General features: G+C 71.7%; 12 protein-coding genes. 8 read left to right on the top strand and 4 right to left on the bottom strand.

Annotated features, from left to right (window positions below; genetic code table 11):
- Nucleotides 1–41: 41 nt before the first annotated feature.
- Complete coding sequence (locus tag LAJ50_RS03735; RefSeq protein WP_224096456.1) at nt 42–2114, top strand: hypothetical protein; 2073 nt, start codon at nt 42–44, stop codon at nt 2112–2114.
- Nucleotides 2115–2269: 155 nt separating this feature from the next.
- On the opposite strand, the gene cydX is transcribed toward LAJ50_RS03735, so the two are convergent.
- Genes cydX through LAJ50_RS03720 form a run of 3 tightly spaced genes read right to left on the bottom strand, consistent with a single transcriptional unit; the run spans nt 2270 to nt 5132 of the window.
- Nucleotides 2270–2371 (bottom strand): cytochrome bd-I oxidase subunit CydX, encoded by a 102-nt coding sequence (cydX, locus tag LAJ50_RS03730; RefSeq protein ID WP_130516512.1) that lies wholly within the window; start codon nt 2369–2371, stop codon nt 2270–2272.
- 27 nt (nt 2372–2398) lie between these two features.
- Complete coding sequence (cydB, locus tag LAJ50_RS03725) at nt 2399–3547, bottom strand: cytochrome d ubiquinol oxidase subunit II (protein ID WP_138654359.1); 1149 nt, start codon at nt 3545–3547, stop codon at nt 2399–2401.
- 10 nt (nt 3548–3557) lie between these two features.
- The gene (locus LAJ50_RS03720) at nt 3558–5132 is read right to left on the bottom strand and encodes a cytochrome ubiquinol oxidase subunit I (RefSeq protein ID WP_138654361.1); all 1575 of its coding nucleotides are present in this window, start codon (nt 5130–5132) and stop codon (nt 3558–3560) included.
- A 109-nt stretch (nt 5133–5241) separates the two neighbouring features.
- Between LAJ50_RS03720 and cydD the strand changes: the two genes are divergently transcribed.
- From cydD to LAJ50_RS03705, 3 genes are all read left to right on the top strand, one after another.
- On the top strand, nt 5242–6930 hold the full coding sequence (gene cydD, locus LAJ50_RS03715; RefSeq protein ID WP_224096455.1) for a thiol reductant ABC exporter subunit CydD: 1689 nt from the start codon (nt 5242–5244) through the stop codon (nt 6928–6930).
- Nucleotides 6927–8582 (top strand): thiol reductant ABC exporter subunit CydC, encoded by a 1656-nt coding sequence (gene cydC / locus LAJ50_RS03710; RefSeq protein WP_224096454.1) that lies wholly within the window; start codon nt 6927–6929, stop codon nt 8580–8582. The genes cydD and cydC overlap by 4 nt, the downstream gene beginning before the upstream one ends.
- 91 nt (nt 8583–8673) lie before the next feature.
- A complete protein-coding gene (locus LAJ50_RS03705) occupies nt 8674–8997 on the top strand; it encodes a hypothetical protein (RefSeq protein WP_130550577.1) in 324 nt (107 codons plus the stop codon).
- A gap of 9 nt (nt 8998–9006) precedes the next feature.
- Here LAJ50_RS03705 and LAJ50_RS03700 read toward each other — a convergent pair whose 3' ends face one another.
- A complete protein-coding gene (locus LAJ50_RS03700) occupies nt 9007–9747 on the bottom strand; it encodes a helix-turn-helix domain-containing protein (protein ID WP_138653214.1) in 741 nt (246 codons plus the stop codon).
- 460 nt (nt 9748–10207) lie between these two features.
- Between LAJ50_RS03700 and LAJ50_RS03695 the strand changes: the two genes are divergently transcribed.
- The 4 genes from LAJ50_RS03695 (at nt 10208) to LAJ50_RS03680 (ending at nt 13621) form a co-directional block, all read left to right on the top strand.
- Nucleotides 10208–11572, top strand: coding sequence for a DEAD/DEAH box helicase (locus LAJ50_RS03695; RefSeq protein ID WP_138653216.1), 1365 nt, complete (start codon nt 10208–10210; stop codon nt 11570–11572).
- A gap of 84 nt (nt 11573–11656) precedes the next feature.
- Nucleotides 11657–12022 carry a 6-carboxytetrahydropterin synthase QueD gene (gene queD / locus LAJ50_RS03690; RefSeq protein ID WP_130516495.1) on the top strand — a complete coding sequence of 122 codons (366 nt, stop codon included), beginning with the start codon at nt 11657–11659 and terminating at the stop codon, nt 12020–12022.
- Nucleotides 12023–12764: 742 nt separating this feature from the next.
- The gene (locus LAJ50_RS03685) at nt 12765–13250 is read left to right on the top strand and encodes a GAF domain-containing protein (protein WP_138653218.1); all 486 of its coding nucleotides are present in this window, start codon (nt 12765–12767) and stop codon (nt 13248–13250) included.
- Entirely contained in the window at nt 13247–13621 is a 375-nt protein-coding gene (locus LAJ50_RS03680) for a TfoX/Sxy family protein (protein ID WP_130550544.1), read from the top strand. Before LAJ50_RS03685 ends, LAJ50_RS03680 begins: the two co-directional genes overlap by 4 nt.
- The last annotated feature ends 14 nt before the right edge of the window (nt 13622–13635 follow it).

The following is a 13635-nucleotide window of genomic DNA, read 5'->3' as shown; positions in this document are numbered from 1 at the left end:
CGGGCGTCGTCGTTGATGACCCCAGGACGAGGAACGACCGGATGAACCAGACCCCGCGCCCGACCGGTGCGCGCCCCAGCGCCGCGCCGGCCCTGTTCCTGCGACGCCTCGCGTGCGCCGCGCTGCTCGCCACGCTCGCGCCCGTCACGGCCGGCGCGCAGGCGCTGCAGTTCCGCATCGACGAGGGCGCCACCACCAACGCCTTCTACCAGGAGGGGCCCGTGGCGGCGCACGTGCTGGCTACCAGCGGCACGCGCCCGCGCCTGCTGGTCGCGTTTCCGGCCGGCAACAGCGGCGTGGCGGTGTGGTTCGCGCCAACCGCGGCCGCCGTGCAATGGACGCTGAAATCGCTGCGGGCGCAGGCGCCGACCGGCGACACGGCGATGCACGGCATCGTGGCCGAGCTCGAACTGCGCGGCGGTCCGCTGACCGTGGACAAGGCGGCGCTCGGCAGCATCCGCGTGCTGCGCGATGTGCAACTGGGCCAACCCATGCCGGCGCAGGTGGCGACCGAGGCGAAGGTCGAGGCGCAACGCATCGACTGGGCGCGGCGCCGGCTGGACGACGCGCCCGGCTACCGGATCGCACTGGAGATCACCGAGGGCCGGGTCGTGTCGCAGGCGGGCGCGGTCACGCTGGCGCCCGAGCGCCCCGATGGCAGCATCCGCCTGCGCCTGCTCGCCGCGACCGGCGAGCGGCCGTTGACGCCGCTCAGCAGCGGCCAGCTGCTCAACGCGAAGGCCGCACCCGATGCGCGCATGCGCAGCGCGCTGCAGTTCCTGAGCTATCGCGAGAAGTTCCTCGCCGGCTCGTGGCGCTTCGACACCTACTTCGGCCGCGACACCCTGATGTCCACACGCCTGCTGATGCCCGTGCTGCAACCGGAGGCGGTCGAGGCCGGCCTGGGCGCGGTACTGGCGCGCCTGTCGCCGCAGGGCGAGGTGGCCCACGAGGAGGACATCGGCGAGTTCGCCATCCTGCGCCACCTGGCCAGCGACGGCACGCGCTCGGATGCGCCGGTCTACGACTACGGCATGATCGACGGCGACTACATGCTGGCGCCGGTGATGGCGGCCTGGCTGGTCGAGGACGCCCGTGGCCAGCCGCGCGCACGCGCGTTCCTCGCCGCCCGCAACGACCTGCAGCAGAGCAGCAACGCCCAGGCACTGCTGCGCAACCTGCTGCACGTGGCGCACAACAGCGAGGCCTTCGCCGCGGCGCCGACCTTCGACCATCTGCTGGCGCTCAAGCCCGGGCGCATGACCGGCCAGTGGCGCGACAGCGAGGAAGGCCTGGGCCGCGGCCGCTACCCCTTTGACGTCAACGTGGTCTGGATGCCGGCGGCGCTGCGCGCGATCGGTGCCTTCGTCGACAGCGGCCTGCTGGACGGCGTGGCCAGCGACGCACAGCGCCAGGCGCTGCGCGCGGCCGCCGCGCGCGCCGATGCCTGGGAGCGGCAGGCGCGCGCGCTGTTCGAAGTGCGCCTGGATGCCGCACAGGCCGATGCCGCGCTGCGTGCCTATGCGCGGCAGCTTGGCGTTCCGGCCGAGCCTGCCGTGGCCTCGCTTGCCGGCGATGGGTTGGCCTTCCCGGCGCTGTCACTGGACGCGGACGGGCGCGCCGTGCCGGTGCTGCACTCGGACGCCGGCTTCGGGCTGCTGTTCGGCCGGCCCGATCCGGACACGCTGGCGCGCGACGTGGCCGCGGTGATGCGCCCCTTCCCTGCGGGCCTCATCACCGACGTGGGCATGGTGGTCGCCAATCCGGCCTTCGCCGACCAGGCGGTCTGGGGCCGCCTGGGACCGCAGGCCTACCACGGCACCGTGGTCTGGGCCTGGCAGCAGGCGGTGATGCTGGCCGGGCTGCGCCGGCAGCTGGCGCGCGACGATCTGCCCGCCCCGGTGCGCACCCAGCTGCAGCAGGCGCAGGCGCGGTTGCAGGCGCTGATCAAGGCCGCCGGCGAGGTGCGCACTTCCGAGCTGTGGTCCTGGCGCTGGGAGCAGGGCCGCTATCGCATCGAACCCTTCGGCGCGCAGGGCGCGCACGAGGACGAGTCCAATGCCGCGCAGCTGTGGAGCACGGTGTTCCTGGCCGACCCGGGCACGCACGAGTAAACGACACGGGCGTCCACATACATGGCGCTGGCGGACGAGAGGACAGAGGCGGCCCCTCCGAAGCCGCAGCGCATACGCGCCGTGACCCTTCATCGGGAGAAGAACCAAAAGAAAGCCCGCCTCACGGCGGGCTTCGCTTCATCGGAGGCCGAGAATCAGCGCTTGCGCGCGTCCTCGCGCATCTCGAACCACATGCCGTTGAGGATGGCGAAGAAGCAGGCCAGGCTCACGCCGAGGATCCAGGAGAAGTACCACATCGTCGTTGCTCCTTACGTTGGGCGCCGTCAGTAGGCGTTGGGATTGCGGGCCACGGCGTCGTCGCCGACCTTGCCGCGCAGCACGCGGTAGACCCAGGTGGTGTAGGCCAGGATGATCGGCAGGAACACCGCCGTGGCCAGCAGCATGATGAACAGCGTCATATGGCTGGACGAGGCGTCCCACAGCGTCAGGCTGGAACGCGGATCCAGCGACGACGGCAGCATGAAGGGAAACACCGCCACGCCCTCGGTCAGGATGATCGCGGCGATGCCCACCGCCGAGGCCAGGAACGAAGGCAGCTCGCGCCCGGCCCGCAGCAGCGCCGCGCAGGCCAGGAAGGCGGCCACGCCCAGCACCGGGAAGATCCAGGTCCATGGCATCGCGGCGTAGTTGCCCATCCACGCGCCGGCGGCCACGTCCACCTGCTTGGCCAGCGGATTGGACGGCCCGGCGTGGTCGAGCGCGCCGACCAGCTGGTACCCCTTGACGCCCAGCGCCAGCCACACGCCGGCCAGCGCGAACAGCACCGCCGTGGCCAGCGCGGCCAGGCTGCCCAGGCGGCGCGCGCGCGCCTGGACCTCGCCGCTGGTCTTGATCACCAGCATGCCCGCGCCATGCGCGGCCAGCATCGCCACGCTGACCAGGCCGCACAGCACCGGGAAGGGCATCAGCAGGCCGAACAGGTCGCCCTCGTAGATCGTGCGCAGCGATTCGTCGAAGCGGAACGGCGCGCCGACCAGCACGTTGCCCATGGCCACGCCGAACACCAGCGCCGGCACCAGCCCGGCGGCGAACAGCACCCAGTCCCAGGTCGCGCGCCAGGTGGGCTTTTCCAGCTTGCTGCGGAACTTGAAGCCGACCGGCCGCAGGATCAGCGCCATCAGGATCAGGATCATCGCCAGGTAGAAGCCGGAGAAGCTGACCGCATACAGCGCCGGGAACGCGGCGAAGATCGCGCCGCCGCCCAGGATCAGCCACACCTGGTTGCCTTCCCACACCGGGCCGACCACGTTGATGACCAGCCGGCGCTCCTTGTCGGTGCGCGCCACGGCGGGCAGCAGCGTGGCCACGCCGAGATCGAAGCCGTCCATGACGGCGAAGCCGATCAGCAGGATGCCCAGCAGCAGCCACCAGATGAAGCGCAGGGTTTCGTAGTTAAGCGGAATCGTGTCCATGAGATGACCTTCAGGCGTTGACGGCGGCGAGCGGGGCGCCAGTGGTATCGGGCTGGCGCCCACCGGAGACCTCGGTGGGGCCCTTGAGGATGGTCTTGCGCAGCAGGTAGATCTCGATCACCGCCAGCGTGGTGTAGAGGCCGACGAACACGCCCAGGCTGATCAGGATCTGGTGCAGCTTCAGTCCCGAGGCGGCGAAGAAGGTCGGCAGCACGCCGTCGATGATCCACGGCTGGCGGCCGTACTCGGCCACGATCCAGCCCGCCTCGATCGCCACCCACGGCAGCAGCAGCGTCCAGAACGCGAGCTTCAGGAACCAGCGCTTCTCGTGCAGCGTGTGCTTGCTGGCGTACCAGAAGGCCAGCGCGAAAAAGGCGATGAAGTAGAAGCCCAGCCCGGCCATCGCGCGGAACAGCCAGAACAGCGGCGCCACGCGCGGCACGGTGTCGAAGGCGGCCTGGTCGATCTGCGCCTCGGTGGCGTTGCCGATGTCGTCGCGATAGCGCTTGAGCAGCAGGCCATGGCCGAGGTCGCCCCAGTGCGCGTCGAAGGTGGCGCGCGCGGCGGCATCGGTCTTGTCCGCACGCAGGGCCTGCAGGGCCGCATAGGCCTGCTGGCCATTGCGGATCCGCTCCTTGGCCCGCTCCACCAGCGGCAGGATGCCGGGCATCTCGGTGTTGAACGAGCGCGTGCCGATCAGGCCCATCACCCAGGGGATGTGCACCTCGGCGCTGTTGCTGCGCGTGTCCTGGTCAGGAAGAGCGAAGACGTTGAAGCCGGCCGGCGCGGGCTCGGTCTCCCACATGGCCTCGATCGCGGCCAGCTTCATCTTCTGGTTCTCGCCGGCCACGTAGCCACTCTCGTCGCCCAGCACCACCACGCTTAAGGACGCGGCCAGGCCGAAGCTGGCGGCCACGGCCATGGAACGCTTGGCGAACTCCAGGTGCCGCCCGCGCAGCAGGTACCAGGCGCTGATCGCCATCACGAACACCGCCCCGCACACGTAGCCGGCGCTGACGGTGTGCACGAACTTGGCCTGCGCCACCGGATTGAGCAGCACCGCGGCGAAGTCGGTGACCTCCATGCGCATGGTCTCCGGATTGAACTTCGCCCCGACCGGGTACTGCATCCAGCCGTTGGCGATCAGGATCCACAGCGCCGACAGGTTCGAGCCCAGCGCCACCAGCCAGGTGACCACCAGGTGCTGCACCTTGGACAGCTTGTCCCAGCCGAAGAAGAACAGGCCGATGAAGGTCGCCTCCAGGAAGAAGGCCATCAGCCCCTCGATGGCCAGCGGCGCGCCGAAGATGTCGCCGACGTACTGGCTGTAGTAGGACCAGTTGGTGCCGAACTGGAACTCCATGACGATGCCGGTCGCCACGCCCATGGCGAAATTGATGCCGAACAGCGTGCCCCAGAACAGGGTCATGCGCCGCCACACATCGCGCCCGGTCATCACATAGACGCTCTCCATGATGGCGATGAGGAAGGACAGTCCCAGCGTCAGCGGGACGAACAGGAAGTGGTACAGCGCAGTCAGGGCGAACTGCAGCCTGCTGAGTTCAACGACGGTCATGTCGGGCATGGCACGAGCAGCGGTTTGGGAGATTGCCGACAGCTTGAGCGCCTGGCGCGGATTCATCCTTGATCTGGATCAACGCCCCGCTTGGGAACCGTGGCGCACAATGGGCGTCATGTTGGTCGCGCCCACCGCAGACACTCCCCTGACCCTCGAGACGCTGGTCGCGCCGGTCCGCGGCCGCCTGCGCCTGGCCGGCCTGGCCACCTCGGCCGGCGGCGTACTGCTGATCGCGCAGGCCGGCCTGATCGCCCTGCTGGCCCAGCACGTCCTGGCCGAGCACCGGCCGGTGCAGACCCTGTGGTGGCCGCTGGCCGCGCTGCTGGGCGTCGGCCTGGCGCGCGCCGGCCTGGCCTGGGCGTCGCGGACCCTGGCCGACGAGGCGATGCAGGCGCTGCGCCACGGCCTGCGCCTGGACGTGTTCGCGCGGATGCAGGCGCGCGGCCCGCTGTGGCTGCGGCGCCAGCGCAGCGGCGCGCTGAGCGAGCTGACCGGCACGCACATCGATGCGCTGGACGGCTATGTCGGCGGCTTCCTGCTGGCGCGCATGGAGATGGTGTGGGTGCCGCTGGCGCTGGTGGTCGCGGTGTTCTGCGTCGACCGCGTGGTCGGCACGCTCCTGCTGTTCACCCTGCCGCTGATCCCGCTGTTCATGGCGCTGGTGGGCTGGGGCGCGCAGGCCGCCAGCGACCGCCAGCTGCAGGCCATGGCGCGCATGGGTGCGCATTTCGCCGACCGCCTGCGCGGGCTGGGCCTGATCCGCCTGTACGGGCGTGCAGAAGCCGCCCTGGCCGGCATCGCACAGGCCGCCGAAGGCGTGCGCGAGGGCAGCCTGAAGGTGCTGCGCATCGCCTTCCTGTCCTCGGCGGTGCTGGAGTTCTTCGCCTCGATGGGCGTGGCGATGGTGGCCCTGTACCTGGGCCTGACCTATCTGGGCATGCTCGACCTGCGCGGCGCGCCGCTGGACCTCGCCGCCGGCCTGTTCTGCCTGCTGCTGGCGCCGGAGGTGTATGCGCCCCTGCGGCGGCTGGCCGCCCACTACCACGACCGCGCCGGCGCGCTGGCCTCGCTGGACGGGATCAACCGCGCGCTGGCCGTGGACGGCGCGGCCCCCGCTCCGCCGCCGCATGCCGCCGAAGCCGACCCCGCGCCCGCCTCCGCCCCGGCGCTGCTGCGCGTGCGCGACCTGTGCCTGCGCCATCCCGGCGCGGCGCGCGCCACGGTGCAGGGGCTGTCCTTCGACCTGGCCCCGGGCCAGCACCTGGCCCTGGCCGGTCCCAGCGGCTGCGGCAAGAGCACGCTGCTGGAGGCGCTGGCCGGTTGGCTGCCGCCGGAGGCCGGTCAGATCCAGCAGGGCCCGGGCCTGCGCATCGGCTACGCGCCGCAGCGCCCGCACCTCTTCGCCGGCTCGATCGCCGACAACCTGCGCATCGCCGCGCCGCAGGCCAGCCCCGCGCAGCTGCAGGCCGCCGCCGAGGCCGCGCAGGTGCTGCGCTTCGCGCGCGAACTCCCGGCCGGCCTGGACACGCGCATCGGCGAAGGCGGCTTCGGCCTGTCCGGCGGCCAGGCGCGGCGCGTGGCGCTGGCCCGCGCCCTGCTGCAGGACCCGCAGCTGCTGCTGCTCGACGAGCCCACCGCCTTCCTCGATGCGCAGACCGAAGCCGATCTGCTCGACGCCCTGCTGACCTTCGGTCAGGGCCGCACCCTGCTGGTGGCCACCCACAGCGCAACGGTGATCGACCGCCTGGGCCAGGTGCTGTGGCTGGCCGGCGACCGCGCACCGGGCGTGCGGAGGGCGGCATGAGCGCCTTCCTGGCCCGGCACCGCCGCGGGGTGATGCTGACCCTGGCCCTGATGACGCTCACCGCGCTGGCCGGCACCGCGCTGCTCGGCCTGGCCGGGCACTTCCTCACCGCCGCCTCGCTGGCCGGCGTGGGGGCCCTGGGGTTCAACCTGTTCGGGCCGTCGGCCGGCATCCGCGGCCTGACCTTCATCCGCATCCTGTCGCGCTACTTCGAGAAGCTGATCGGCCATGACGTGACCCTGCGCATCGGCGCGGACCTGCGCACCGGCTTCTTCCGCCGCGCCCTGCCGCTGGCACCGCTGCAGCTGGGCCACCTGCGCACCGGCGAACTGCTGGGCCAACTGGTCGGCGACATCGAACGGGTCGAAGGCGGCCTGGTGCGCGCGCTCGGCCCGCTGGTCGCCCTGGGCACGCTGATGGTGGTCGCCTGCGCGGTCATGGCCTGCGTGCTGCCGCTGGCCGGGCTGGTGCTGCTGCTGGCGTGCGCGCTGCTGGGGCTCGGCCTGCCCTGGCTGACTGCGCGCGGCGCGCAGGCGCAGGAACAGGCCCGCGCGCAGGCCCGCGCCGCCCTGCGCGCCGAAGTGCTGGACGGCCTGGACGGCGCGACCGACCTGGCCGCCCTGCACGCCGGCGCCACCTGGGCCGCGCGCATCGAAGCGCGCAGCGCCCACTTCGAACGGCTCGAACGCCAGCGCAAGCGCGTGCTGGCCGTGGGCACCCTGGGCCACGGCGTGGTCAGCGCGGTGACGCTGGCGCTGGTGCTGGGCCTGCTGTTGCAGGCGGTCGGCACCGGCACGCTGGGTTCGCCGGCGGCCGCCGGCCTGTTCTTCATGACCGTGGCCCTGCTCGAAGCCAGCGCCGGCGCCGCCCTGGCCTGGCGCGAACGCCACGCCGCGGCCACCGCCGCGCAGCGGCTGGAGGCCACCCTCGCCCCGACCCCGCGCGTGGCCGATCCCGACACAGCGCGCGCCGTCCCGGCCAGCGGCGTGCTGGAACTGGACGAGGTGGACTTCCGCTGGCCGGGCGCCGCCGCGCCGGTGCTGCGGCAGCTGCGGCTGCGCATCGCGCCGGGCACGCGCGTGGCCATCGGCGGCGACAGCGGCGCGGGCAAGAGCTCGCTGCTGGCCCTGCTGCTGCGGCTGGTCGACCCGGACGCGGGCCAGCTGCGCTACGCCGGCCAGGACCTGCGCGGCTTCGCCCTGGCCGACTGGCATCGCCACATCGCCTGGCTGCCGCAGGAGGCGCCGGTCTTCGCCGGCAGCGTGCGCGAGAACCTGCAGCTGGGCGCGCCGGAAGCCGACGAGGCGCGCCTGTGGCAGGCGCTGGCGCAGGTGCGCCTGGACGGCCTGGTGCGGGCGCTGCCCGGCCAGCTCGACGGCTGGGTCGGCGAGCACGGTCGCACCCTGTCGGCCGGCCAGGCCCGGCGCCTGGCGCTGGCGCGCGCGCTGCTGCGCGACGCGCCGATCCTGCTGCTGGACGAACCCACCGAAGGCCTGGACGTGGACACCGCCCAGGCCCTGCTCGCCGACCTGGCCCAGGCCAGCGCCGGCCGCACCGTCATCGTGATCACCCACGACGCCCTGCCGGCCGGCTGGGCCGACGCGCACTGGCAGCTGATCGACGGCCGGCTCGCACCCCGCGCGCAGCCGTGAGCGAACCGCGCGCCCGCGTTTAAGTCCGGGCAACGGCCGATGCGCGCGCCTGCGCTAGAGTCGAAGGCCGCACCTCCAAACAAGTTCGGCCATGCACGACTCCGAACGCAGCAAGCTCGACGAGAAGATCTGCACGCTGATCTGTCCGATCTCGGCGGCTATGGTCGGTGTGTGCCTGACCGGCGTCGGCCTGCTGCACGTGGCGCTGGCGGTGAACCAGAAGGCGACCCTGGCCGACGATCTGCTGGCCTGGGACGCGGTGATCTTCCTGATCGCCACGCTGGTGTCCTACTTCGGGCTGCGCACCGGCACGCGCAACCACCGGCTCGAACAGGTGGCCGACGTGGCGTTCATCGTGGCGATGGTGGTGCTGACCGGCGCCTGCCTGTACATCACCTACAGCATCAGTCCCTAGGGGCCGGCCTCAGGCGGCCGTGGCCAGCGCCTCGAGCCTGTCGCGGTCGAGCAGGCGCACGGTGTGCGGTTCGGGCGTGGCGATCAATGCATCGGTGCGCAGGCGGGTGAAGCAGCGGCTGACCGTCTCGATGGTCAGGCCCAGGTAGTCGGCGATGTCGGTGCGGGTCATCGGCAGTTCGACCACCGCATCGTCCAGGCCCTGTCGCGTGCGGCGCGCGGCCATGTCCAGCAGGAAGCCGGCCAGGCGTTCGGGCGGGGTCATCCGCGCCAGCGCCATGAGCTTGTCGCGGGTGGCGTCCAGTTCGATGCAGGCACGCTCCATCAGCTCGTGCTCCAGGCCGGGGTAGGTCTGGCACAGCTGGCGCATGGCCGGCTGGGAGACCGCGCACAGGCTGGCGTCGGTGATCGCCTCGATGGTGTGGCGGTAGTGGCTGGCGCCGGAGAAGCCGATGTAGTCGCCCGGCATCAGGAAACCCGCCACCAGCCGACGGCCGTCGGCCAGGGTGCGGGTGCGGCGCAGGGCGCCGTGCTGGACGGTGAAGACATAGCGCCGCGGCTCGCCTTCGCGTGCCAGCAGCTCGCCGGCGCGCAGGTGGGTGTCGCCGGTCATGTCCTCCAGCGCCTTGGCCTGGTCGGGCGGCAGCGCGGTGCAGACGGCCAGGTGGCGCACCAGGCAGACGCGGCAGCCATGACCCTCCACGCTGGTCTGACCGGGATCGGTGGGATTGCGTTGGATGCGCAGGCTCATGGTCGGATCGGCCGCTCTGCCTTAACTGAGGCTTCATGATACGCCCCTGGTGCCGGGCGGTCGGATCGGCCCAGGGAACGCCTTGTCGCCGCCATGGGGTCTCCACCGGAAGTGCCGCGTCGCGTGGCCGAGCGCGCTGCGGGGCCACGGGCGTGCCTGGAATCTGGTAACATCGGCGTGCTTCGCTAGCGGCAGTCGTGTTTCCCTTGACGGGATCAGCGGCGCGGCCAGGGCCCAAGCCCCGCCTCGTCCCCCTTCCTTCCGACGCCTTTTCGCTTCGCAAAGACGGTTCGCGCCAGTGTCGGCGCGGGCCGCCCATCCAGTTACTCGCAGCGCGGTTCGGGAACGCTTCGGGCAACACACGCTTCTCCTCGCGTTGGCTTGCGTGGCCGGCGGCGCTTTTGCGTCGCGCGGATCAGGCAGGGGCCGCGCGACGTGGGCGTCCATCCGGAGTTTTCTCATGTCGTTTGAATCCCTGGGGCTTGCCCCGTTCCTGCTGCGCGCGCTGGCCGAGCAGGGTTATGAACATCCCACCCCGATCCAGGAGCAGGCGATCCCGCCGGCGCTGGAAGGCCGCGACCTGCTGGCCGGCGCGCAGACCGGCACCGGCAAGACCGCCGCCTTCGGCCTGCCGCTGCTGCAGCATCTGGGCACCTCCTCGCAGGAAGTCACCCGCGGCCCGCGCCGGCCGCGCGCGCTGGTGCTGACCCCGACCCGCGAGCTGGCCACGCAGGTCTTCGAGAGCCTGCGCGACTACAGCAAGTACCTGCGCATCCCGGCCGCGACCATCTACGGCGGCGTGGGCATGGGCCCGCAGCTGGACGCGCTGCGCCGGGGCGTGGACCTGGTGATCGCCTGCCCGGGCCGCCTGCTGGACCACATCGAGCGCCGCAGCGTGGACCTGTCGGGCATCGAGATCCTGGTGCTGGACGAAGCCGACCGCATGCTCGACATGGGCTTCCTGCCCTCGATCAAGCGCATCCTGGCCAAGCTGCCCAAGCAGGACCGGCAGACGCTGCTGTTCTCGGCCACCTTCGCCGAGCCGATCAAGGCGCTGGCGCGCGAGTTCATGGTCGACCCGCTGGAAATCCAGGTCACGCCGAAGAACACCGTGGCCGACACCATCACCCATCGCGTGCACCCGGTGGACACCGCGCGCAAGCGCGAGCTGTTGCTGCACCTGCTGGCGGCCGATACGCGCGTGCAGACGCTGGTGTTCGCCAAGACCAAGCACGGCAGCGACAAGCTGGCCACCTTCCTGGAGAAGTCCGGCATCCAGACCGCGGCGATCCACGGCAACAAGAGCCAGGCCCAGCGCCTGCGCGCGCTGCGCGACTTCAAGGCCGGCAAGATCAACGTGCTGGTGGCCACCGACATCGCCGCGCGCGGCATCGACATCGACCAGCTGCCCAAGGTGATCAACTTCGACCTGCCGATGGTGGCCGAGGACTACGTGCACCGCATCGGCCGCACCGGCCGCAACGGCTCCACCGGCGAGGCGGTGTCGCTGGTCGCGCAGGAAGACGCCAAGCTGCTGCGCCAGATCGTGCGCCTGCTGGGCCGCGACGTGGAGATCCGCGATGTGGAGGGCTTCGTGCCGCAGCATCCGATCCGCTGGGGCAACAGCGCGCCGGGCAAGGCCGAGCAGCCGTCGGGCAACCGCCCGCCGCGCCGCCATGGCCGCCGTCCGCACGGCGACGCCCCGCGCCAGGCGCAGGCCCACGCCCACGCCGGCCCGAAGAAGCATGGCACCGGCGGCGCGCCCAACAACGGCGGCCGCCGCGACGGCGGTCGGCGCCAGAGCGCGCCGCGCGCCGCGCACTAAGCTGTCATCGGGGACGCGCCGCGTGCCGGCGCGTCTCCTTTCCTTCACCGCCGACGCCCACGCGCCGGCCCCGGACTGCCCGCCATGGACATCTTCAAGGTCTTCACTTTCGAGGCCGCGCACCGGCTGCCGAACGTGCCCGAGGGGCACAAGTGCGCCCGCCTGCACGGCCATTCCTTCCGCGTCGAACTGCATCTGACCGGCCCGCTGGATCCGCACACCGGCTGGGTGATGGACTTCGCCGACGTCAAGGCGGCCTTCAAGCCTCTCTACGAACGCCTCGACCACCACTACCTCAACGACATCGAGGGCCTGGACAACCCGACCAGCGAGCGCATCGCCGAGTGGATCTGGGACCACCTCAAGCCGGCCCTGCCGATGCTCAGCCAGGTCGTGGTCCACGAGACCTGCACCGCCGGCAGCCGCTATCGCGGACCGCGCGCGGACTGACACCGCGGCCCGTCATCGGGGCGCGGCCGACCGTTCGTCGGTTGCGCGGACGGGGGATGTTGCATCGCACCAAGTCCGGCGTTATGCTGCGTCGCAACAGCAATTCTCGCGCCGGCGCACCGCGCCACGCACCCCCCATTTGTGTGGGTCCCTCCCCCCGCACAAATCCAGGCCCGACAGGTCCCTCCCCCTGTCGGGCCTTTTTTTGTCTCCGCCGCCAGGGCGCAGGCCCGGGGGAGCACGCTTCGCCAGCCGCTTTCGCTGTGGTCGCGCTCGGTGGGAGCCGCCATGGCGGCGATGGGGCCTCACCGGCCCATGCCTGAGCCGCGATGAGGTTTGCCGGGAAAGCGCCATCGCCGCCATGGCGGCTCCCACGGAGATAGGGGCCGGGAGTGCGCCGCCGCAGGCCCGACCCGTTCAAGACTCTGCAGCGGACGGAGCGGACTTCCTTCGAATCGAAGCCCCAGAGGCGTGACGCGCGAGGCAGCGGGCCGGCGGGCGGTGGCCGCGCCTAGCGAGGCAGGAAGCCGAGCGCCTTAAAGCAGGGCAGGATGCCCTGATTGAGGGAAAAGCGGCCACCGCCCGCCGGCCCGCTGCCCCTCCGAGGCCAGAACGCACACGCGCCGCGATCATCGATCCTCGATCGCAAGAACCAAGCTTTCCGCGCCGCGCGCACCGGGGACATAGCGTTTCCTGCAACACCATGGCCGGTCTGCGCGCCATGCGTCGTAGAATCCACGACATGTCATTCGCGACCCAGACCCTCTCCGGGACCAAGCCCGAGCAATACGCGCAGCTGCTGGAGCAGGCGCGCGGCCTGATGTCCGGGGAAACCGACCGCATCGCCAACGCCGCCAACCTCGCCGCCCTGCTCTACCACGCACTGTCCGGCTTCAACTGGGCCGGGTTTTATTTCTTCGACGGCAAAGAGCTGGTGGTCGGGCCGTTCCAGGGCCTGCCGGCCTGCGTGCGCATCGCCCTGGACAAGGGCGTGTGCGGCGCGGCGGCCAGCACCCGCCAGACCCAGCGCGTGTACGACGTGGAAGCCTTCCCGGGCCATATCGCCTGCGACGCCGCCTCGCGTTCGGAACTGGTGGTGCCGCTGGTGAAGGACGATGTCCTCATCGGCGTGCTGGACATCGACAGCCCGCAGGTGGGCCGCTTCGACGAGGACGACCAGCGCGGTCTGGAAGCCATCGCCGCGGCCTTCGTGGACGCCCTGGCGTGAGCACCACGCAGCTGCGCAACATCGGGCCCAAGTCCGCCGCGTGGCTGCGCCAGGTCGGCCTGCGCACCGAGGAGGACCTGCGCGCGGCGGGTCCGGTGGACGCCTTCATGCGGATCAAGCGCGCCGGCTTCCGCCCCAGCCTCAACCTGCTCTATGCACTGGAAGGCGCGCTGCTGGGCTGCCACTGGCAGGAGGTGCCCGAAGCGCGCCGCCAACAGATGGTCGCCGAGGCCGAGGCGGCCATCGCCGCGCTTCCCGCCCCGCGCGGCCGGCCCGCCGCCGCGCCGGTGACCACCACGCGCCACGATGAGGAAGGCGGTGCCGCGCCGGCGTTCGATTTCCTCGACAGCCCCGGCCGCGACGGCGACTGAGCGCCGCGCGCGGC

Origin of the sequence: Pseudoxanthomonas sp. X-1 (genome assembly GCF_020042665.1) — a bacterium.
GTDB lineage: Bacteria > Pseudomonadota > Gammaproteobacteria > Xanthomonadales > Xanthomonadaceae > Pseudoxanthomonas_A > Pseudoxanthomonas_A spadix_A.
This window is presented reverse-complemented; position numbering and strand designations above follow the sequence as displayed.

Coding starts and splice junctions, on each gene's coding strand:
- LAJ50_RS03735 (WP_224096456.1), top strand. CDS start 42: ATGAACCAGACCCCGCGCCCGACCGGTGCGCGCCCCAGCGCCGCGCCG.
- cydX (WP_130516512.1), bottom strand. CDS start 2,371: ATGTGGTACTTCTCCTGGATCCTCGGCGTGAGCCTGGCCTGCTTCTTC.
- cydB (WP_138654359.1), bottom strand. CDS start 3,547: ATGGACACGATTCCGCTTAACTACGAAACCCTGCGCTTCATCTGGTGG.
- LAJ50_RS03720 (WP_138654361.1), bottom strand. CDS start 5,132: ATGCCCGACATGACCGTCGTTGAACTCAGCAGGCTGCAGTTCGCCCTG.
- cydD (WP_224096455.1), top strand. CDS start 5,242: ATGTTGGTCGCGCCCACCGCAGACACTCCCCTGACCCTCGAGACGCTG.
- cydC (WP_224096454.1), top strand. CDS start 6,927: ATGAGCGCCTTCCTGGCCCGGCACCGCCGCGGGGTGATGCTGACCCTG.
- LAJ50_RS03705 (WP_130550577.1), top strand. CDS start 8,674: ATGCACGACTCCGAACGCAGCAAGCTCGACGAGAAGATCTGCACGCTG.
- LAJ50_RS03700 (WP_138653214.1), bottom strand. CDS start 9,747: ATGAGCCTGCGCATCCAACGCAATCCCACCGATCCCGGTCAGACCAGC.
- LAJ50_RS03695 (WP_138653216.1), top strand. CDS start 10,208: ATGTCGTTTGAATCCCTGGGGCTTGCCCCGTTCCTGCTGCGCGCGCTG.
- queD (WP_130516495.1), top strand. CDS start 11,657: ATGGACATCTTCAAGGTCTTCACTTTCGAGGCCGCGCACCGGCTGCCG.
- LAJ50_RS03685 (WP_138653218.1), top strand. CDS start 12,765: ATGTCATTCGCGACCCAGACCCTCTCCGGGACCAAGCCCGAGCAATAC.